Here is a 20,860-nt window from a genome sequence, read left to right on the forward strand (position 1 = left end):
ATGCATATGGCGGGATAAAGCGGACTGCCCTCTTCACCATGCTTTTTTGCGTTTTAATAATTCCTAAAGAGCGATAGACAAGTGTCCCGTCACGCCTAATCTGACAGCCCAAGTATTGTTCTTTTAACTTAACCGTCATTTCAGACTTGACACGACATTAGTTTTTCATTTTACCAACAATATCATCAATGGTGAGGCCAGCGTTTTGCAGTACAACCATTTGAATATTAAACTTCTCCAAAAGTTCTTTGGCCTTAGGTCCAAAATCGCCGGACACAACCTTTTGTATTCCCAATTCGATTAATCTTTCCGCTACTTTTGTGCCTGCTCCATGACTGTCGTCTTTATTTACGTTTTCCAGAAATTCCGCATTACCACTATCTTGATCTAACACGCAAAAGTACGCTGCCCTGCCAAATCGCATATCGAATGACGACATTAAGTTTTCTCCTGATGATGTAATTACTGTTTTCATTTTTATAGTATAAAGTATTCAAATTTAAAACCTAAAAAAGGCCTAAGACTCGATGTTCTGTTACTACTCCGCTTGCAATAATTCAATTTCGGGTGCCTTACAAATAGGACAATCTTTACTGACTACTGACGCCGGCATAGTAAATTTTGCGTTACACTTTACGCACATAAACCAGTTATCGAGTAAGGTGGCATTTCCAAAAACCGATTTTATCTCTTTCGATTCTACCAGGGCTACCGCTATTTTTCTCCGGGCACTTTCGTATATCCTCGCAAACGTTGCCCTGGAAACGCCCATTAAAACAGCCGCTTCGTTATGGTTCATCAAATCGTAATCGGCCAGTTTAATGGCTTCATATTCCTCGTACAACAAATCAATAGAACCCGTAGGTTTGCCTACCGTACCATAGGGTTTATACCCTTGGAATTTCGGTGGCGCTACCACCTTTCTTAATCTTTTTCTTCTTGGCATAATTTAAAAACTATCTCAGTAATGAGATTATTCTCGATACAAATATATTGAGAATATTCTCATTTAAAAATAATTTAACATTTATTGTTGATTTATTTCACTAGCCGCATGGATAATTTTCCTTATCCATCCAAGCCTATGCGGCAGTAGCTTTATTTAACTTACGAAACTCTTTAATCATGAAACACACACACACTAACGCCGCCATGGTATCGGAAACCGGTGCCGAGAACCACACCCCGTTAAGTCCATAATAATTAGGGAGAATAAATAGAAGAGGTATTAAAAAAATAACCTGACGCAACAAGGATAAGAAAGCAGACACGCCTGCTTTGCCTATGGACTGGTAATAATTACCCATCACTATTTGAAAACCTATAAAAGGTAAAGCAAGTAAAAATATACGCAAACCTTTAATTCCTATCCTTAACAATTCTGCATCTTCATTATTAAACAATCTAATGATGGGAACTGGTAATACCTGGGCAATCACAAAACCAATCAAGGATATAACCGTTGCCGATACAATAGATACCAGCAATGTCTGCTTCACTCTTTTATATTTTTTAGCACCCACATTGAACCCTATAATCGGCTGATTGGCCATGGTAATAGCCATGATGGTCATCACCAACAGCATGGTAATACTGATAATTACGCCCATGGCACCGATGGCCATATCACTTCCGTATTTTATCAGTTGAATATTATATATTCCAAAAACAGCACTAGAAGCCAACTGCATACTAAAAGGAGCAAAGCCAATGCTAATAATATACCAAACAATATCGCCCTTGAGCTTAAGTCTGCAATTACGCAGTTTAATCACGGAACGCTTACTCTTAAAGTGGGCAATGACCCATACGGTCAGCACAACTTGAGAAAGAACCGTAGCGTATGCTGCCCCCTTCACCCCCATTTCAAGGTGAATAATAAAGATATAATCCAGTAAAATATTCAATCCGGCACTAATCAGCATCGAGATCATGGCAACATTAGCACTTCCTTCGGAACGGATTAAATTATTAAGGGCATATCCTAAGATATTAAAAATACTACCACCCAAAATAATATAGAGGTATTCCTTTGCATAATCATAGGTTTGTTGGTTGACGCCAAAAAATTGCAACAAGGGGTCACTGATCAAGAATCCAATGGCTGTAATTATCGCCGACACAACAATCATTAATATAAAAGCATTCCCCAAAACCTGCTCCGCTCTTTCAAAGTCCTTTTTACCCAGGTTAATAGATATCCGAACCCCGGCTCCCATGCCCACCATCATACCAAAAGCCATCATGATGATCATCACCGGAAATATGGCGCTTAAGCCGGCCAAAGCCAAGGCGCCAACTCCTTGCCCAATAAATATTCTATCTACAATATTGTATAACGAGTTGATGATTACCCCTGCAAAAGCTGGCAGAAAATATTTCCAAAGTAACTTCGGAACAGATTCAAACTCTAATTCCCGAATTCTCCCCTCCTGGCGCATGTATCCAAATTAGTTGTGAAAAACCTTATCAAAAAGGCGGTCAAAGGTAACAATACAATTTTTGCAAGCAGGAAAAAGATGGTTAAACATATTTAAAAAGTCTTTGCAAGAAAGACGTAAATACCCTGTTATCTATTCCGGAAAAATACGCCTCCTGTTTATGACGTTTTTTAATAATTGGCTTGCTTCACTTACTGATACGGCTTCTGCTTTCCCCTTAGCCCCGGTACCGGGTGAAGTACGGCTACGAAGCAACCGGGATAGGCACATTCTCCAAGTCTGCAAAAAGTAGACCGCTATTTGGGTTACCATGGGGTTACTTATTTTACCCTTGTCAACAAACCGCTTTGTACAATCACTACTATATCCGGTAAAAAAAAATCGCTTAACGAATAGGGGAAAATGCGCCCAGCAATGTCTTATATACAGTAACAGGAAGTCTAATTTAAATATAGGATCATGAAAAATTCAAATATTAATCTCCGTTTAGTAATGTTGCTTTCGATTTTCATCATGGTAGTAGGCATTGTACCCGCATCAATTTGCGCAGCTCCCATTTTTGAAGAGGAAGACATTATACCGGATACGCTTAATACGGTTCAGTACCGGGGTAAAATTATCGATAGCGATTCTCGCAACCCATTGGTTTTTGCCACACTGACTATCGATGGAACAAACTTTGCCACCGTATCCAATTCCGAGGGGTACTTTTTGCTTAAGGTTCCTAAAGATTTGCCTATTAGCACAAAGATAATGGTATCGTACCTGGGGTATAAAAGCAAACACATCGCACTTTCGGAATTAAAACCCGATAAAAACAGAATTGAACTCGATTTACTGTCTATCTCCCTTTCTGAGATAAATGTTGCACCTAAAGACGCCCACCAAATTATCCGGGAAGTGATTCACAACAAGCGAAACAACTATATGCAGCAGCCCGTACGAATGACTACTTTTTATCGTGAGACCATACAACGAAGACGATCTTATGTATCATTGACAGAGGCGGTTATCGACGTACACAAACAACCCTATTCCAATCATCGTTTGGATGGATTAAAACTTTATAAGGCACGTAAAGATGCTGATTATTCCAAAATGGATACCATCACTTTCAAATTACAAGGCGGTCCTTATTCCACATTGATGTTGGATATTATGAAAGATCCCTATAGTATCCTTACTGTTGAAGATTTGGATTATTACCATTTTAAGTTAGATAATATAACCAAGGTCGACAATAAAATTATATATGTCATCGACTTTAAACAAAAAGAATATATCGAAGACCCATTGTTTTATGGCAAATTGTATGTTGATGTAGAATCGATGGCGATCACCAGTGCCAATTACAGTATAAATATCGAAGACAAGAACAAGGCATCGGCTATGTTTATAAAACGCAAACCCGCCGGAGCCAGGGTATATCCGACCGAGGCAAGCTATTTGGTGAATTACCGTAAGCAGGACGGAAAGTATATGTACAGTTATTCCAGGGGTCAAATCACCTTTAAAATCAACTGGAAGAAAAAGTTCTTCAACACGTATTACACCTCAACCATCGAAATGGCTATGACCGATTGGAAAAGATCATTGGATAGGCCATACAAGGTGAACGAACGCATCAAGCACAATATTATATTGCATGATCATGTCGAGGGGTTTTCCGATCCGCAGTTTTGGGGCGATTATAATGTCATAGAACCTGAAGCTTCCATCGAGTCCGTGATTAAGAAAATTAAAAAGAGATTGGAAAAACGAGAAAAGTAATCCCTGCGATTATTCAGGCAGTAAATAAATATGAAGTAAATACAAGTCCCATCACAGCATGTCGCACAGATAATAAACATATAGACTGACAAGACTGATCCGTTATTCCAAAACAACATGTAGGATGAGCCCCCAATAGAAACAATTCTTTTTGGGGCTTTTTTTCAGGCGTATGATTTCCATTTGGCTACAACCACCTATCAATCCTCCCGGAACATAATCCTCGATCTGTCATTAGGAACCTGAAAAACACCTTAATATCAGCCGTATCGAGGAAATCCCGGTTTAAGACATCTCACATTGCTGTGTTGTAAGTGGAATTTAGGTTTGGAGCTTAAAAATGCCGGCAGTATTCAAGATAACCCGGTACACAAAATGAGGAAATGTGACGGTAACAAGCCAAAAAATTACGGCTTAGTGTATTGCATAACAACAGGTATTAATTAACTTCGCAGCCGAAAACGGCAATGAACGATATTGCCTCGGATTAATTATTAAAGACTTACGATATTGAAACTGATTGCAAAAACATTTCATGGGCTGGAAGAGGTTCTGGCTGAAGAGCTAAAGGAAATAGGAGCTCAGGAAGTCAAAGCGGTAAACAGGGCCGTTGAGTTTGAGGGAGACAAGGAAATTTTATACAAGGCCAACTTGCAGTTAAGAACGGCAATCAGAATTTTACTTCCTATTCATCATTTCACCGCCAAAAACGATCAGGAACTGTATGATGGCGTCAAAAAATTTGACTGGTCATCGATCATGAGCGTTAAGGAGACCTTGGCTATTGATCCGGTGGTTTTTTCGGAAGTATTTACGCATTCGCAATATGTGGCCCTGAAAATGAAGGATGCCATTGTCGATCAGTTTCGCGAAAAAGAAGGAAAAAGGCCTTCGGTAGACGTAGAGAACCCCAACATTCGTTTGGTGATACACCTGGCCAGGGAAAAGGCTACTATTTCGCTGGACAGTTCCGGTGATTCTTTGCACAAAAGAGGGTATCGAATGGGTCAGCACAAAGCGCCCCTGAATGAAGTATTGGCCGCAGGTATGGTGATGCTTTCAGGCTGGGACAAAAAAATGCCCCTGATTGATCCGATGTGCGGTTCCGGAACTATCTTGATGGAGGCGGTGATGTTCGCAAAAAACTATCCTCCGGGCCTGCATAAGAAATCCTTTGGATTCATGGGATGGAAAGATTACGATGAGACACTTTGGAATAAAGTAGTTGAAGAGGCAAAAGAAAATATTTCGCATCCTCGCTTAAGAATATTCGGAAGCGATGCCAATATAAAAGCCATTGATGTGGCAAGGGAATCTGCACTGCAATTCAGGTTTAACCGCGACATTAACTTTTCCGTTACTTCCTTTGAGCGCTTGGAACCCCAATACCCGAAAGGCATGATCATTATGAATCCGCCCTACGGAGAACGTTTGATGAAGGACAAAGATATTGTTGATTTTTATAGAATGATTGGAAATCAGCTAAAGAAAACTTTCACGGGATATGACGCATGGGTAATTACCTCGGATAAAGAGGCCTTGAAAAATGTGGGTTTAAAACCACTGGAGAAATTAAAACTTTTTAACGGCGGACTGGAATGTGGTTTCCACAAATTCAACCTTTACGACGGAACCATGAAGAAGATCATTAAGTTTAGATAATCGACCACGGCGATGGGTATAACCTTCCGCCATCCGTAAGAACAGTGGATCCTTCGGGATTACAATCCAAATAAACAAACAACTATACCATAAAACAACAGCCATCAAAAGCTAGCTTTTGATGGCTGTTGTTTTATATTTTAAATGCTTTTTATAATCTCTATTACAAAATCCGGGTAAAACGAAGGACCGTAGGTTAAAATACCTATTTATTGATCTCCCTGTCCCTAAATCCCAGCATATATAAAATAGCATCCAGCCCAATGGTGGATATGGAATTATCGGCCCCGGCCTTTACCTTTGGTTTCGCGTGAAAGGCAATCCCCAGTCCCGCAAGCTGTAACATGGGCAGGTCATTTGAACCATCACCCACAGCAATAACCTGATCCAGATGAATATCTTCCTTAAAAGCCAATAGTTTCAAAAGCTCAGCTTTACGCTTACCATCCACAATGTCGCCCACATGTTTCCCTGTTAACTTTCCTTTCTTAATCTCCAGTTCGTTGGAAAATACGTAATCAACACCCAGCTTAGCTTTCAGATAATTACCAAAATAGTTGAATCCGCCTGATAGAATAGCTGTTCTGTACCCATATTTATTCAAGGTCTTCATTAAACGCTCTGCACCTTCGGTAATGGGAAGGTTTTCGGCGACTTCCTTCATCACGCTCTCATTCAGCCCCTTAAGCAAAGATACTCTTTGCACAAAACTTTCGTTAAAATCGATTTCACCCCGCATGGCTGCTTCGGTAATCTTTTTCACCTTATCGCCAACACCAGCTTTTTCGGCCAGCTCGTCGATTACTTCAGCCTGAATAAGGGTAGAATCCATATCAAAACATACCAGGCGGCGGTTTCTGCGGAAGATATTGTCTTCCTGAAAAGCAATGTCCACACCAATTTTCCCGGAAAGCTCCATAAAGTCGCTTTTCATGATCTCCGCATCGATGGGTGTACCCCTTACCGAAAACTCAACCACGGCCTTATTATGTGTAGGTTCCGAGTTCAGATCAATCCTGCCGGACAGCCTGGTGATGGTATCAATATTTAATTGCTGCGAGGAGATAACCCTGGTAACTTTAGCCAAATGTTCTGCTGTAATTTTACGGGCCAACAATGTAATGATATAACGCTCCTTCCCTTGGTGCGACACCCATTCGGCATATCTTGCATCGGATATCGGGGTAAACTTAATTTTAACGCCTATTTCGTACGATTTAAACAGTAAATCTTTTAAGATGGGTGCAGACTCATAGGCCTGGGGTACTTCAAACAAGATTCCCAAGCCCAAATCGTCGTGGATTACGGCCTGACCGATATCTAAAATTTGAACATTGTAATGCGATAATATTTCTGTGAGGGAAGATGTAAGTCCCGGCTTGTCATCACCGGAAATATTTACAAGGATAATTTCTCTATTGTTAGCCATGTTTAATTTAATGTTTACAATAAACAAATGTAATAAATCATCGTTTACCCATCCTTTGGGAAGACCTAAAATAGTGACTTATTTCATCTTTTTTAACATTGATGCTACAGATCAGGCCTAATTAGTGATTAAAATGCCCGAAAGCCTGTGTTGAATTTTGAAAATGAAACACATAGTTTACCGTTACCAATAAATCATTGTTGCCACAATTAAGTACCGGGCACAGATCATCGGTTACATCTTTCTGATCTCGCGCAATAGGTATTCCAAACCATTCAGTTTGATTTCATACAAGGTAGCCAACAGCATTCCCAATTTCCCTTCCGGAAAACCTTTTTGATGGTACCAGGCGAGGTAAAACTCGGGTAAATCACATAGTATGGTACCTTTGTATTTTCCGTATGGCATGCGCATTTTAACCAATTCAAGCAATATATTTTTATCTACCATGGCTGAAAAATCTTTCTGATGCTTTTAGCTGATAACGCTAAAAAAACTGTTTCTCTATTACGTAGTATCATTCCACAAGGAATTAAAACCGGTGTTCTTCTGTTTTAGCCCGCCATATCCATTAGAAATCCTGTTATGCACCGCTAATACATCATCCGGGTTAACGATATAGTAGTCTTATAAAAAATAAAACTCCGCAAATAAACATTGCGGAGCTTCTTGTTCCCAAATTTGATTGTCATCCCATAAAATATATTTTACAATAATTCTTATCGGTTTTACAGACTGTATACAAAAGTAAAAAAGTTATTGACCTAAGCCAATATTTGAATAAAAAATATACTTTGAACCACGCTTTCTAAACTTTACCGATGGTTTATATGTTAATAACATGTTACAAAGGATTACTTCATGCAAAGCGCCATGGTCAAACTTAGGTATTCCTCTTATCACACAAGCCAATAGCCCGTCCCGGGCATAAATTGGGAGTTAAATTTGATGGGGAGTACACCGTCTGTGTCGGGCAGGCATCTGATTATGGAATTGTCCAACGGGTAATCTGGAATAACTTTTAAATTGAGACTTTAGTGAACTAAAGAAAACATAGACATATGAATACCTACATATATAAAAATGCTTTGGCTAAGGAAACAAGCCCTTATTTGTTGATGCACGCCAACAACCCGGTATATTGGTACCCTTGGGGGAAAAATGCCTTACAAAAAGCTGAGAAAAACAATAAATTAATCGTTATTTCAATAGGATATGCCGCCTGCCATTGGTGCCATGTGATGGAAGAGGAGAGCTTTAGCGACCAACAGGTGGCGGATGTGATGAACAATAATTTCATATCCATCAAGATAGACAGAGAGGAGCGTCCTGATCTGGATCAATTGTTTATGGATGTGGCCCATTTAACGACAGGCAAAGGAGGATGGCCCCTAAATATTATCGCCTTGCCCGATGGCAGACCCGTATTTGCGGGCACCTATTTCCAAAAACGCCAGTGGCTGAATTTGTTAAACGAGATTCAGCAAATATTTTTAAAGTCTCCCGAGCGGTTGGACCAGTTGGCAAAACAAATAAAACAGGGTATTGAAAGGATGGATTTTGTCGGTCTGGTGAAAGATTCCGCCTTGTTTACCGTGGAAACCATGGACCATACCATAGAATCATGGAAGGATAACCTCGATTTTGAATGGGGAGGCAACAAAGGGGCACCTAAGTTCCCCATGCCTGTGGAGTACAGCTTCCTGCTTTCTTATCTGTTTAAAAAATCCAATACCGACATCGAAAAATACATTAACCTATCCTTGTCCAGAATGGCCTGGGGTGGGATCTACGACCATGTTGGCGGTGGTTTTTCGAGATATTCGGTCGATGCCTATTGGAAAGTGCCTCACTTTGAAAAAATGTTGTACGACCAGGGGCAACTGCTCGAAGTGTATGCCAATGCCTATCAGCTCACCCACAACCCATTATTCAAGCAAATCGTGGAAGAAACGGTCACGTTCGTAAACCGCGAATTGAAATCTCCAACAGGCGGTTATTATGCCTCACTGGATGCGGATAGCGAAGGGGCCGAAGGGAAATATTATGTCTGGACAAAAAGCGAGGTGACGGAACTGCTCCATCAGGATGCCGAACTTTTTTGCGCATTTTACAACATCTCTGATATCGGAAATTGGGAATATGGTGCCAACGTATTGTTTCAGACCTCTTCCATTGAACAATTCGCCCATGATCGTGCATTAAATGCAAAAGATTTATCCACCCTCCTGAAAAAAGGCAAAAGAATTTTATTTGAAGCCAGAAACAAAAGGGAACGCCCCGGTTTGGACGACAAAATACTGACTTCGTGGAATGCGATTATCATCAAGGGTCTGGTTCATGCTTACAGAGCCACAGGACAGCACTCATACCTGAAGGATGCCATCCATGCTTCAGAATTCCTTGTGCGCAAAGCATTTAAAACTGACGGAGGCCTTTGGAGGAGTCTGAAAGGGCAAAAGGGTACCATCAATGCCTTCCTGGACGACTATGCGCTTCTGATTGACGCTTGGATAGACCTGTATCAGGTTACTTTTAACGAGGATTGGCTTTTTAACGCCAGGGACTTATGCGAATATGCGACCTGTCATTTCTTTAACGAGGATAACCAATTGTTTTATTATACCTCCATCCTGGACGATCCTTTGATGATCAGAAAATCCGAGCTGTCCGATAACGTAATACCTGCATCAAATTCTGTGATGGCGGTTAATCTTTATCGCTTGAGCAAGTATTTCTTGAACAAAGAAGCTTATTCAACCTCGTTGCAAATGCTTAAAAACCTGTCCGGAAGAATTGATCAACATGGTAAATATTACGCCAACTGGCAGCGACTTAAGCTGTTCTTCATCCACGAAAATTATGAATTGGTAATTTCAGGGGAAGGCAAGGAAAAAGCCAGGGATGAATTCCTGATGGACTTTAATCCTTTTGTTTTTATTGCAGCAGAAAGCGAGAAAATTCCTGTGGCAAAAGGAAAACGAAATAAACAACTCACGTTTTATCTCTGCAAAAACAATGCCTGCAAACTACCCATCCAGTCCATTTTAGGACTTAGAAAGTTGATGAGCACGACACCGTAATTTTTTTTAGCCAAAGAATTATTTACTTAAATAGCTTTTTCTATATTTGAAATTCTTTTTTCTAGCCTGCTTTATTTCATGATATTTTTGAATATTGCACCCAAAGCCGATTCAGTCCAGGCTATATATCGAGGGTTATCCCCCGAAAAAGCTTAAGGACACTTTTTCGGCTTTTATCTGTAATAAGCAAAAAGTAAAAAACACTTGAATTATTCAGGCCGGTATTATAATACTTACTGTTGACCTGAAATAAACAAGGTGGGCTATTTAAAAAACAGCTTTTGTATGTGTAGAGTGTTTATTTGTATTTTGGCGATGCTTTGGTGCATACCTTCAACGGGCTTTGCCGAGGCTGAGATTAACAGCGGTGTTGTACGTGGCACAGTGGTGGCGGCACATAGAATGGTGGCATTGGAATATGTTACCGTGGCCATCTACCATTCGGCGGACCATACACTGTTGGGCGGCACGGTAACCAAAGCTGACGGCAAATTCAAATTAGAAGGTTTGCCCCCGGGGGTTTACTATCTCGATATAAGTTTTATTGGCTACTCAACTAAACGGATAAACGATGTTGTCATTGAACGTAAAAACCAACAAATAGATATTGGTTTAATTACATTGGGGGAAAATTCCGAAAACCTGGAAGAGGTGGAGGTGGTAGCAGAAAGAGCCGCCATTGAGTTTCAGCTGGACAAAAAGGTAGTCAATGTAAGCAAACATTACACGTCTATCTCCGGCTCGGCAGTCAATGTCCTGGAAAATGTTCCGTCCATTGTGGTTGATATCGAAGGTAATGTTTCGTTGCGGGGAAGCACCAGTTTTTCGGTATTGGTGAATGGTGTACCATCTATATTGGAGCCATCGGAAGCCCTGCAACAAATCCCTGCCTCCACCATCGAAAACATCGAAATCATCACCAATCCGTCTGCCAAATATAACCCCGACGGAACATCCGGTATTATCAATATTATTACAAAGAAAAATAGTTCAAGCGGGCTAAGCGGAGTGTACAATCTAAAAGCCGGGACAAACAATGCCGCCGGGGATTTTCTTTTCAATTTGAAGCGTAAGAAAATGACCTATTTTATTTCCGGCGATTATTACCTGGGTGAATATTCCGGCGAAAAAAACGGCTATAGGAACACCTTCTCAGGCGATTCCGTTTTTAGCATCGAACACGATGGCGATATCCGGAATAAATTTGACCGATATAACATAAAAGGTGGCCTTGAGTTTAGAATCGACACCCTGAAAACCATGAATATAGATGTGGGTTATGGTGGCCGAAACAAATGGGACTATGCCGATTTAGATTATTCAGAATATAATAATTATCATTTAACACCAACACCATATATTAGCGATGAAGATGTGTATCGCGGCAACGAGGGTATTTCGGTGAATGCTTTCTACACCCATCAATTCGACACGAAAGGTCATGAGATGAGAGCAACATTTACCTATCGCCAAAGAGAATCGGACGAGTATAGTAAAAATGTTTTGCGCGATATTGACGGAACAATCACCGAAGGCAAAAAGAGTACCGAAGAAGGCCCTATGGGGCGGTTGGAAACAAAGCTTGATTACACCCGACCAACCGGTAAACACGGTAAAATTGAGGCCGGATACCAAAGTACCTTTAACAACAGCGACGATGAAACAGGACAATCGGACATCCTGGCAGGCTCAGGACTATGGGTAGATAATCCTTTGTACGACAATCACGTTGAATTCAGACAAAACATTCATGCGCTATATTTTATTTATGGCAATCAAACGTCAAAATTTGGATATCAAATAGGACTGAGAGGAGAATATACAAACAGAACGGTGGAGGCATTGCGCACCGGGTCAAACACCCTAGTGGGCGACATTAAAGCTACCATAGACAGATATGATTATTTTCCATCGGCACACCTGTCCTATAAACTCCCCGCCAACCAAGAGCTGATGGCCAGTTATTCCCGAAGGATTGAACGCGCGCAAAGTTATCATTTCGAGCCCTTTTACACCTGGGTCGACGCCTATAATATCCGGCACGGGAACAGCAGTTTGCTTCCCGAGTATATCGATTCGTACGAATTGAATTACCTCAAAAAAATGGAAAATTCCTATTTCTCGCTGGAAACTTATTACAGTATGACCCATAACAAAGTGGAATGGGTAAGAAGTATTTATGAGGATAATATTATTCAACGTTTTCCCGAAAACGTAGGCAAGGATTATTATTTGGGTGTAGATGCAAGTTACAGTTTTGATGTGGTAAAATGGTGGAGGATGGATCTGTCGGGAAGCCTGTATAATTACAGGGTAAAAGGACAATGGGAAGATTATAGTTTCGACGAAGACAGATTGACCTGGAATTACCGGGTTAACCAAACCGTTAAGCTTAATTCACTCACGCAACTGCAGGGCAACTGGCGTTACTATAGCAAGAGGATCACCTCCCAAGGCATTTACCAACCGGTATACACCTTTGATATTGCCGTACGCAAGGAGTTTATGAAAAGAAAGCTGACCGGCATAGTTGAGCTTAGGGATGTATTCTCAAGCAACAACCGCGAGAACACCAATGACGGAATCGGCTTCAAGGACCATTATTTTCAGAAGATCCATACACCCGTGCTTACCTTTGTGCTGACGTACCGGTTCAACAACTATAAGCCCGACAAAAGAAAAGGAACAGTTGATGACTCCCTGGGCGGCGATGAGTCTATGGAATGATGTATTCAACAACTGTTGAGTGACATCTGATGGTGACCGTTGACTGACTATCCCGAACAACACCGTATTTTAATTTGGAAGGTTCTTCCGGAATCCTCTAAAACAGCACAAAATCTTAGATTTGGATTTATCCTGAACTGATGACTGGCGACTGGTTTCCATCACTTCGGTATACCATATGGTCCATCCACTCCACCAAAATTTCTATTCGTAAAATTTTTATCCGGAATATTCCAATACATGCTTATATTTACGGTTTGAACGCACACCCCCATAAGTTCTATCAATTTTTTAGGCCAACCGAATAATGACGAAACACAAAACCGCAATAATAACAGGTGCTACCAGCGGCATCGGAACCAAATTCGCCAAAACCCTGGCTAAGCAAGGGTGGGATCTGATAATAACCGGAAGGCGAAAAAGTCGTTTGACCCGCTTAAGCCAAGAAATTTCAAATCAGTATGGGGTGCAAGTTCAGCCTGTTATTGCCGACTTCAGCAATCAAGAAGATTTAAACCACTTCCTGGATATCATAGATCAAAGCACAAACATTGAATTGCTGGTTAACAATGCGGGCTTTGGCTCTATTGGCGACTTTTTTGAGAGTAACTACACCAATCAGCAGCAAATGCTGGACGTACACGTGACGGCGACAACCAAAATCGTGTATCGGGCGGTGCCCAAAATGGTTAAAAAAGGCAAAGGGGGCATTATCAATGTGGCATCCTTATCGGCCTTTTATCCCGGCCCAAACAGTTATTTCTACTGCTCATCAAAAGCCTTTCTGGTGTCTTTTTCAGAATGCCTGCATATTGACCTCGCCCAAAAGAATATAAAAGTGCAGGCGCTCTGTCCCGGATTTACAAATACCGAGTTCCATAGTCGCCAGGGCATCTCGCATTCCGACAGCTACCTCAAGCGTAAATTATTCTGGAAATCGCCGCAACAAGTGGTCGACAAAAGTTTAAAATCATTAGGCAAAAGGAAAATAATCTGTATTCCAGGCTTCTTCAACCGCTTGCTTCTGCATATCTCTAAGATAATACCACGAACCTTGTATTATAAGATTGCCGAAAAAAACGCCGATATCTTTTTAAAACGTATCGACCAACCAATGCCGGGGCCAAAACCAAATGGGTCTTCGATTCCGGAAGTGTGCCCGGCAAAGCAAAACATCCCTCAGGTGTAGTATTGACCATGGAAAAGCGGAAAGAGAATGTGGCGGGCGGAAATCGGAGAACGAAGAGCGGAAGCGGAATGGTGATATCGCTACTTGCCTAGGGCGTCCGGAAAACTTTGAATAATCTTCCTGTCTGCCCGCCAGACTATGAGTTTAAAATATTGACTAAGCGCCAAATGTGTGTTGGTAAAACATCAATATCTTAGTATAAAAAAGTAGCTAGCGTAAAGATATCGACACAAAAGCTGATTCCCGAAATTGATAATGATATACAGATTTTAAATTTCATAGCCTGACGGCCATGGCCCCACTGGCAGGCTCGCTTCGCTCAAAATGACTGGAAACTCGAAGCATTTTCAATCTTGCCGGATAGTCGTTTTTTTTCAGCTGCAAAGATCCTTTCCGAAATTTTGGCGCGCCTCTTGCAACATTTAAGTATGTAATTAACCCACAAGCAGCCTTTGGTATTGTTTACCAGGGCCATAGATAAATAAGGAGTCCGTTATTGTCCTACATAAATGTAGTAAACCGTAACAGTAGACTTACATTTTGGTTGATTATTCAACAAACTAAAATTTCAAACAGATGAAAGCATGCTTACCTATTATGGGCGACACAAACCTTAAGAAGGAACTGGTTGCCAACGATTTTTACAAGGCCCAACATTATTGTATCTATGATTTTGAAACCAACTCGTCCTCCATATATTCACTTACGGACACGAACACGATTTACATGTCCATCAGCGAAATAAAGAAGTTGGATATTCAAATCATCATCACGCCCAACCTGCGCCCCATGGCGGCCAAAATACTATTTGAAAACGAGATTGAGGTCTATAAGGCCGTAAGTAATGTGGTGGGTGAAAATATTGACCATTATAATAGAGGCTTGCTGCGCGATTTTACGGCAGCCATGATCGAAAGCAAGCAGGACTGCTCGCCCGATGCTTGCTCTTCATGTTCCTCATCAGGAAGCTGTAACTAGTATTGAGTTCGTAAAGTTACAAAGTAAAAAGTTTATAGAGTGAGAATGTTATTTTAGACTAGAATACAATTACTTGCAATTGTCATTTACACGTTGAAGTTCTTAACGTAATTTATTAAACGCTCTACTAGTCGGCAGTTTCCAGTTGGCAGAAAACAGTTATCAGTATTATTGTTGACTGCTAACTGCCGACTGATTACTGATTACTGAAACCTACTTCATATCCGCAAAGAAATCACTTCCTTTGTCATCCACTATAATAAATGCAGGGAAGTTTTCAACACGAATCTTACGAACGGCTTCCATACCCAGTTCGGGGAAATCGACCACTTCAACCGATTTAATACTTGTTTTGGCCAGGATGGCAGCAGGCCCACCAATAGAACCCAAATAAAATCCGCCATGCTTTTTACAGGCATGCGTTACTTCGGCCGAACGGTTTCCTTTAGCCAGCATAATCATGGAGCCACCTTTACTTTGAAACAAGTCTACATAAGGATCCATACGTCCCGCTGTGGTCGGTCCAAAGCTACCCGATGGCATTCCCTCCGGTGTTTTTGCGGGCCCGGCATAATAAACGGGATGGTTCTTCAGGTATTCCGGCATCTCCTTACCTTCGTCCAGCATCTTTTTAATATTGGCATGTGCAATATCCCGTGCCACAACCAAAGTACCGGAAAGGTTCAATCTTGTTTTAATAGGATATTTGGTCAACACCTTTAAAATATCTTCCATAGGCTGATCCAGATCAATATCTACGGCCGGCGCTAACTCCGGCGCTCTTTCAGGCACAAACCTGGAAGGATTCTTCTCCAACTGCTCCAGAAAAATTCCCTCCTCCGTGATTTTACCTTTCACATTTCGGTCGGCACTGCAGCTTACACCCAGGCCAACAGGACATGAGGCAGCATGCCGGGGCAAACGGATGACACGCACGTCGTGCACAAAATACTTGCCGCCAAACTGGGCACCAATCTGGCTTTCCTGACAAATCTTCAATACTTTTTTCTCCCATTCCAAATCACGAAATGCCTGACCCCCGTCGTTACCTTCAGTAGGCAGGTGATCCAGATATCCCGCCGAAGCTTTTTTTACGGTAGCCAATGTAGCTTCTGCCGATGTGCCACCAATCACCAAAGCCAGATGGTAAGGAGGGCAAGCCGAAGTACCCAGATCCATAATCTTCTGCTCAACAAACTTAGCCAGGTTCTCCTCGGTCAATAAACTTTTTGTTTGCTGGTATAAAAAGGTCTTGTTACCGGAGCCTCCCCCTTTTGTCAGGAACAAAAACTCATACTGGTTACCCTGCTCGGCATAAATATCAATCTGGGCCGGCAGGTTATTCCCGGTGTTCTTTTCCTCAAACATGGTCTGCGGCACCACCTGCGAATAACGTAAGTTTCTTTCCTGGTAAGTATCGTAGATCCCTTTAGAAAGGTATTCCGCGTCACATGCTCCTGTATACACGTCTTCCCCTTTTTTGGCCACAACAATAGCCGTTCCGGTATCCTGACAGGTAGGCAACGCACCTTCGGCAGACACCACCTGGTTCATCAACATGGTATGTGCCACAAATTTATCATTATCCGAAGCTTCCTCATCGTTTAATATGGAGGTGAGTTTCTCAAGGTGGGCAGAACGCAGGTAGAAGGAAACATCAGCGATAGCTTCTTTCGCCAGCAGTGCCAACCCCTTGGGATCTATTTTTAATATTTTTCTTCCGTCAACATCTATGGTCGATACATAATCTTTGGTCAACAGACGGTATTCGGTTGAATCTTTTTTGATAGGAAACGGTTTTTGATAGACAAATTCTGACATCTTATCTAATTATTTTAGTGTTAGTATTTTCAGGGAGATCAGCAATTAAACCTCCGCATATTTGCAAGCCCCAAAGTTAACAAAGAATGACAAACCACAGAGTTTTCGAACACGATATTATCAGATGTTTTGGAACACAATTAATTGTTGGTTACGAGCTATTGGTTATAGGTTATTGGTTATTGGTTATAGGTTATTGGCTAGAAGCTAGGCGCTACGAGCCACAAGCTACTGACTAGAAGCCCCCTATAATCCTGATTCACAAACGATCGTCTGAACCTCAGGTCAAAAACGTCCTTTTTTAAGACATAAGACCCATTCTCTGTCAAAATTTTCCTAAATTTGCTCGTTCAAAAATTGGAGAATTTTGAAAGGAGACACAACAACGCATACCTGGTACGCTTTATATACCAAGTCGAGAGCAGAGAAAAAAGTCGCGGAAGGGTTGAACAAACTCGGAATTATCAATTACCTGCCCCTCAAACGGGAGCTCAAACAATGGAGCGACCGGAAGAAATGGGTGGAGGTACCTGCTATCAGTTCATATATATTTATTAAAATCACACCGGATCAATATCGCACTGTTTTTGAAGTAACAGGAGTGGTGGCTTATGTCTCGCACAAAGGGAAAGCTCTATCCATCCCTGAGCATGAGATCATTGCCATGCAACGCACCATCGAAAACAAAATAGATTTTGATGTGGAAGCCAAAAATATCAAAAAAGGAGAGGAAATAACTGTAACATCCGGCCCTTTAACGGGTATAAAAGGCATAGTGCAAACCGTGCAGGGAACAAAGAAACTATACCTGAACATTTCAAACATCGGTTATACGCTGGTGGTTAACCTGGATGAGGCCACGGTTGAAAAACTATAACAGCCATTAAAAACCTTGACTTACAAGTAACTTTTAGGTCGTAGGAACAGTACATATATACCACTTACTCACCCCATAATATGGGACTGAGGGAGGCGAAGCAGTGCCCGGAAAGCAGTGGGAAGTGCGGAGATGGGGAACTGGGGAGATGGGAAACTGGGGAGATGTGGAGTTGCGGAGTTGGGGAGAAGACAACTTAACAACTTAACAAATCGCCAACTAAACAAATGGGGAGTTGCGAAATTGGGGAGTTGGGGAGTTGCGGAATTGGGGAGAAGACAACTTAACAAATAAACAAATCGCCAACTAAACAAATCGCCAAATCATCAGATGGGGAGTTGGAGAACTGCGGAGTTGGGGAGCTGACAAATATACACCTCATCAACTTAACAACTTAACAACTCAACAAATCATCAAATGGGGAAACTGGGGAGATGGGGAGAAGACAACTCAACAAATCGCCAACTTAACAAATCGCCAAATCATCAGATGGGGAGTTGCGGAGTTGGGGAGTTGGGGAGTTGGGGAAACTGGGGAGTTGCGGAGTTGACAACTTAACAGCTCATCAACTTAACAACTCAACAAATCATCAGATGGGGAGTTGCGGAGATGCGGAGTTGGGGAAACTGGGGAGTTGCGGAGATGGGGAGATGACAACTTAACAGCTCATCAACTTAACAGCTTAACAACTCAACAAATCATCAAATGGGGAGTTGCGAAATTGGGGAGTTGCGGAAACTGGGGAGTTGCGGAGTTGACAACTTAACAGCTCATCAACTTAACAACTTAACAACTCAACAACTTAACAAATCAACAAATCATCAGATGGGGAGTTGCGGAGATGGGGAGTTGGGGAGATGACAACTTAACAAATCGCCAAATCATCAGATGGGGAGTTGCGGAATTGGGAAGTTGGGGAGCTGACAAATATACACCTCATCAACTTAACAACTCATCAACTAAACAAATCGACAACTAAACAAATCAACAAATCAACGAATAAACAACAACAAATACAATGACCAACATCCACCCAACAAACATATACCTCTCCCGCTCCGATAAGGAGCACTACCTGCGCCAGAACGCCAAAGTGATCTGGATCACCGGACTCTCCGGCTCCGGCAAAAGCACCCTGGCACACGGACTGGAAAGAAAGCTAGCGGAGAAAGGTTATTTCACACAAGTATTGGACGGTGACAATATACGGACAGGTATCAATAACAACCTGGGCTTCTCGGAAGAAGACAGGACCGAAAACATACGGCGAATAGCTGAAATCAATAAGCTGTTTTTAAACTGCGGCATTATAAGCATCAATGCCTTTATATCCCCTACCAACGAAGTTCGTCATATGGCCCGTGAGATTATTGGTACCAAAAACTTTATTGAGATATTTGTAGATGCCAGCTTCGAGACCTGCGCCCAACGCGATCCAAAAGGATTGTACAAAAAAGCCCTGGCCGGAGAAATCAAAAATTTTACCGGACTGGATGCGCCCTTCGACAGGCCGGATGACGCCGAGCTCACCATCAATACCGATAACCTCACCATCGACGAAGGAATAGAAAAAGCATATGAGTACGTAAAAGCTGCTGTGAGGTGGTAAACAAAAATTAAAAATAGTTGCGGAACTGTGGAGATGGGGAAATGCGGAGATGCAGAGTTGGGGAGTTGCGGAGATGGGGAGAAGACAACTTAACAGCTCATCAACTTAACAAATCAACAAATAAACAAATCGACAAATCAACAAATGCGGAGTTGGGAAACTGGGGAGTTGTGGAGCTGACAACTTAACAGCTCATCAACCTAACAACTCAACAAATCGCCAACTAAACATATCACCAAATCGCCTAATAAAAAATTAATCAAATAAAAACACAATATTGGAAAAATACGACTTAATCATACGTCCCAAGCGCCATGCGTTCGACATCAACTTTAAAGAGATATGGGCCTACCGCGACTTGCTACGCATGTTTGTTAAACGCGATATCGTTACTGTTTATAAGCAAACCATCCTTGGCCCCATCTGGTTCGTGGTGCAACCCATCATGACCACGCTTATTTATATGGTGGTATTCGGACGTATTGCTAAAATAAGTACCGATGGCACGCCACAGATACTCTTTTACCTGGCTGGCATCACCATCTGGAACTACTTCTCTGAGAGCTTCAACACCACAGCCAAGACCTTTACCGAGAACGCCAATATATTTGGTAAGGTGTATTTCCCAAGACTGATCATGCCCTTTGCCAAGGTAAGTAGCGGACTGATCAAGTTTGGCATCCAGTTCACCTTTTTCATGGCGGTGTACATTTATTACCTCACTACGCAGCAAGGAGCCGTACAACCCAACTGGACCATCGCCCTACTACCCGTATATATCCTATTAATGGCCATGTTCGGGCTGGGAGCCGGTATCATCTTTACCTCCTGGACCACCAAATACCGCGACCTGACCTTTTTGCTGACTTTTGGCGTTCAACTACTCATGTATGCCTCTCCGGTTATCTATCCGGTAAGCACCATAGAACCCGGACTGATGAAAGATATACTGATGCTCAACCCCTTCACCCCTATCCTTGAAGGCTTTAAATATGCCTTTTTAGGTGCAGGACATTTTAGCTGGGGCAGTCTGGCATACAGTGCAGGCGTAGCAAGTGTAATATTATTCTTGGGCATCATCATCTTCCACAAAACCGAAAGAAACTTTATCGATACTGTATAGGCAGTCGGCAGTCAACAATAAACCATTAGCCGTCATTTACTGAACGCATAAATATGAACCGCGAAACGATCAGAGTAAGTTCATCATAACCAATGAAATAATACAATCATTGGTAATTAAACGAATTCAATCAATTAGAGAAATTAGCGCA

The 20,860-nt window shown here is 41.8% G+C and carries 17 protein-coding genes; 11 read left to right on the top strand and 6 right to left on the bottom strand.

Annotation, left to right across the window (positions count from 1 at the left end; all coding sequences use genetic code 11):
* Positions 1-157: 157 nt before the first annotated feature.
* From ACRD64_RS17365 to ACRD64_RS17375, 3 genes are all read right to left on the bottom strand, one after another.
* Positions 158-475: a NifB/NifX family molybdenum-iron cluster-binding protein gene (locus ACRD64_RS17365; protein WP_430934726.1), complete on the bottom strand. Its 318-nt coding sequence runs from the start codon at positions 473-475 to the stop codon at positions 158-160.
* Between the two features lie 63 nt (positions 476-538).
* Entirely contained in the window at positions 539-946 is a 408-nt protein-coding gene (locus ACRD64_RS17370; RefSeq protein WP_430934727.1) for a DUF134 domain-containing protein, read from the bottom strand.
* Between the two features lie 136 nt (positions 947-1,082).
* A complete protein-coding gene (locus tag ACRD64_RS17375; RefSeq protein ID WP_430934728.1) occupies positions 1,083-2,441 on the bottom strand; it encodes an MATE family efflux transporter in 1,359 nt (452 codons plus the stop codon).
* A gap of 459 nt (positions 2,442-2,900) precedes the next feature.
* On the opposite strand from ACRD64_RS17375, the gene ACRD64_RS17380 reads away from it, so the two are divergent.
* Together ACRD64_RS17380 and ACRD64_RS17385 are read left to right on the top strand one after the other, a co-directional pair.
* Positions 2,901-4,211, top strand: a complete 1,311-nt coding sequence (locus ACRD64_RS17380; RefSeq protein WP_430934729.1) for a carboxypeptidase-like regulatory domain-containing protein — start codon at positions 2,901-2,903, stop codon at positions 4,209-4,211.
* Positions 4,212-4,721: 510 nt separating this feature from the next.
* Entirely contained in the window at positions 4,722-5,873 is a 1,152-nt protein-coding gene (locus ACRD64_RS17385; RefSeq protein ID WP_430934730.1) for a THUMP domain-containing class I SAM-dependent RNA methyltransferase, read from the top strand.
* A gap of 205 nt (positions 5,874-6,078) precedes the next feature.
* On the opposite strand, the gene serB is transcribed toward ACRD64_RS17385, so the two are convergent.
* Both serB and ACRD64_RS17395 read right to left on the bottom strand, forming a co-directional pair.
* The gene (serB, locus tag ACRD64_RS17390; RefSeq protein ID WP_430934731.1) at positions 6,079-7,302 is read right to left on the bottom strand and encodes a phosphoserine phosphatase SerB; all 1,224 of its coding nucleotides are present in this window, start codon (positions 7,300-7,302) and stop codon (positions 6,079-6,081) included.
* A 234-nt stretch (positions 7,303-7,536) separates the two neighbouring features.
* Complete coding sequence (locus ACRD64_RS17395) at positions 7,537-7,752, bottom strand: DUF3820 family protein (RefSeq protein WP_430934732.1); 216 nt, start codon at positions 7,750-7,752, stop codon at positions 7,537-7,539.
* Between the two features lie 611 nt (positions 7,753-8,363).
* Here ACRD64_RS17395 and ACRD64_RS17400 point away from each other — a divergent pair.
* The 4 genes from ACRD64_RS17400 to ACRD64_RS17415 all read left to right on the top strand — a co-directional run bounded on the left by ACRD64_RS17400 (position 8,364) and on the right by ACRD64_RS17415 (position 15,279).
* Positions 8,364-10,385, top strand: coding sequence for a thioredoxin domain-containing protein (locus ACRD64_RS17400; protein ID WP_430934733.1), 2,022 nt, complete (start codon positions 8,364-8,366; stop codon positions 10,383-10,385).
* 285 nt (positions 10,386-10,670) lie between these two features.
* A complete protein-coding gene (locus ACRD64_RS17405; RefSeq protein WP_430934734.1) occupies positions 10,671-13,112 on the top strand; it encodes a TonB-dependent receptor domain-containing protein in 2,442 nt (813 codons plus the stop codon).
* Positions 13,113-13,419: 307 nt separating this feature from the next.
* The gene (locus ACRD64_RS17410; protein WP_430934735.1) at positions 13,420-14,301 is read left to right on the top strand and encodes an SDR family NAD(P)-dependent oxidoreductase; all 882 of its coding nucleotides are present in this window, start codon (positions 13,420-13,422) and stop codon (positions 14,299-14,301) included.
* A 576-nt stretch (positions 14,302-14,877) separates the two neighbouring features.
* On the top strand, positions 14,878-15,279 hold the full coding sequence (locus tag ACRD64_RS17415) for a NifB/NifX family molybdenum-iron cluster-binding protein (RefSeq protein ID WP_430934736.1): 402 nt from the start codon (positions 14,878-14,880) through the stop codon (positions 15,277-15,279).
* Between the two features lie 213 nt (positions 15,280-15,492).
* Here the strand turns inward: ACRD64_RS17415 and ACRD64_RS17420 are convergent, their stop codons facing one another.
* Positions 15,493-17,100 carry a fumarate hydratase gene (locus ACRD64_RS17420; RefSeq protein WP_430934737.1) on the bottom strand — a complete coding sequence of 536 codons (1,608 nt, stop codon included), beginning with the start codon at positions 17,098-17,100 and terminating at the stop codon, positions 15,493-15,495.
* A gap of 86 nt (positions 17,101-17,186) precedes the next feature.
* Here ACRD64_RS17420 and ACRD64_RS17425 point away from each other — a divergent pair, with 86 nt between their 5' ends.
* From ACRD64_RS17425 to ACRD64_RS17445, 5 genes are all read left to right on the top strand, one after another.
* Positions 17,187-17,339, top strand: coding sequence for a hypothetical protein (locus ACRD64_RS17425; protein ID WP_430934738.1), 153 nt, complete (start codon positions 17,187-17,189; stop codon positions 17,337-17,339).
* Between the two features lie 128 nt (positions 17,340-17,467).
* Entirely contained in the window at positions 17,468-17,977 is a 510-nt protein-coding gene (locus ACRD64_RS17430) for a UpxY family transcription antiterminator (RefSeq protein ID WP_430934739.1), read from the top strand.
* Between the two features lie 417 nt (positions 17,978-18,394).
* Complete coding sequence (locus ACRD64_RS17435) at positions 18,395-18,535, top strand: hypothetical protein (RefSeq protein WP_430934740.1); 141 nt, start codon at positions 18,395-18,397, stop codon at positions 18,533-18,535.
* A gap of 460 nt (positions 18,536-18,995) precedes the next feature.
* Positions 18,996-19,586: an adenylyl-sulfate kinase gene (gene cysC / locus ACRD64_RS17440; RefSeq protein ID WP_430934741.1), complete on the top strand. Its 591-nt coding sequence runs from the start codon at positions 18,996-18,998 to the stop codon at positions 19,584-19,586.
* A gap of 277 nt (positions 19,587-19,863) precedes the next feature.
* The gene (locus ACRD64_RS17445) at positions 19,864-20,709 is read left to right on the top strand and encodes an ABC transporter permease (protein ID WP_430934742.1); all 846 of its coding nucleotides are present in this window, start codon (positions 19,864-19,866) and stop codon (positions 20,707-20,709) included.
* The last annotated feature ends 151 nt before the right edge of the window (positions 20,710-20,860 follow it).

Origin of the sequence: Saccharicrinis sp. 156, from assembly GCF_050589685.1 — a bacterium.
In the GTDB taxonomy this organism is placed as follows: Bacteria; Bacteroidota; Bacteroidia; order Bacteroidales; family Marinilabiliaceae; genus Saccharicrinis.

Bases quoted from the DNA above. Each gene is read 5' to 3' on its own strand.
- serB (WP_430934731.1), bottom strand. From the start codon at position 7,302: ATGGCTAACAATAGAGAAATTATCCTTGTAAATATTTCCGGTGATGAC.
- ACRD64_RS17410 (WP_430934735.1), top strand. From the start codon at position 13,420: ATGACGAAACACAAAACCGCAATAATAACAGGTGCTACCAGCGGCATC.
- ACRD64_RS17420 (WP_430934737.1), bottom strand. From the start codon at position 17,100: ATGTCAGAATTTGTCTATCAAAAACCGTTTCCTATCAAAAAAGATTCA.
- ACRD64_RS17415 (WP_430934736.1), top strand. From the start codon at position 14,878: ATGAAAGCATGCTTACCTATTATGGGCGACACAAACCTTAAGAAGGAA.
- cysC (WP_430934741.1), top strand. From the start codon at position 18,996: ATGACCAACATCCACCCAACAAACATATACCTCTCCCGCTCCGATAAG.
- ACRD64_RS17375 (WP_430934728.1), bottom strand. From the start codon at position 2,441: ATGCGCCAGGAGGGGAGAATTCGGGAATTAGAGTTTGAATCTGTTCCG.
- ACRD64_RS17370 (WP_430934727.1), bottom strand. From the start codon at position 946: ATGCCAAGAAGAAAAAGATTAAGAAAGGTGGTAGCGCCACCGAAATTC.
- ACRD64_RS17380 (WP_430934729.1), top strand. From the start codon at position 2,901: ATGAAAAATTCAAATATTAATCTCCGTTTAGTAATGTTGCTTTCGATT.
- ACRD64_RS17435 (WP_430934740.1), top strand. From the start codon at position 18,395: ATGGGGAAACTGGGGAGATGGGGAGAAGACAACTCAACAAATCGCCAA.
- ACRD64_RS17425 (WP_430934738.1), top strand. From the start codon at position 17,187: ATGACAAACCACAGAGTTTTCGAACACGATATTATCAGATGTTTTGGA.
- ACRD64_RS17400 (WP_430934733.1), top strand. From the start codon at position 8,364: ATGAATACCTACATATATAAAAATGCTTTGGCTAAGGAAACAAGCCCT.
- ACRD64_RS17405 (WP_430934734.1), top strand. From the start codon at position 10,671: ATGTGTAGAGTGTTTATTTGTATTTTGGCGATGCTTTGGTGCATACCT.
- ACRD64_RS17395 (WP_430934732.1), bottom strand. From the start codon at position 7,752: ATGGTAGATAAAAATATATTGCTTGAATTGGTTAAAATGCGCATGCCA.
- ACRD64_RS17365 (WP_430934726.1), bottom strand. From the start codon at position 475: ATGAAAACAGTAATTACATCATCAGGAGAAAACTTAATGTCGTCATTC.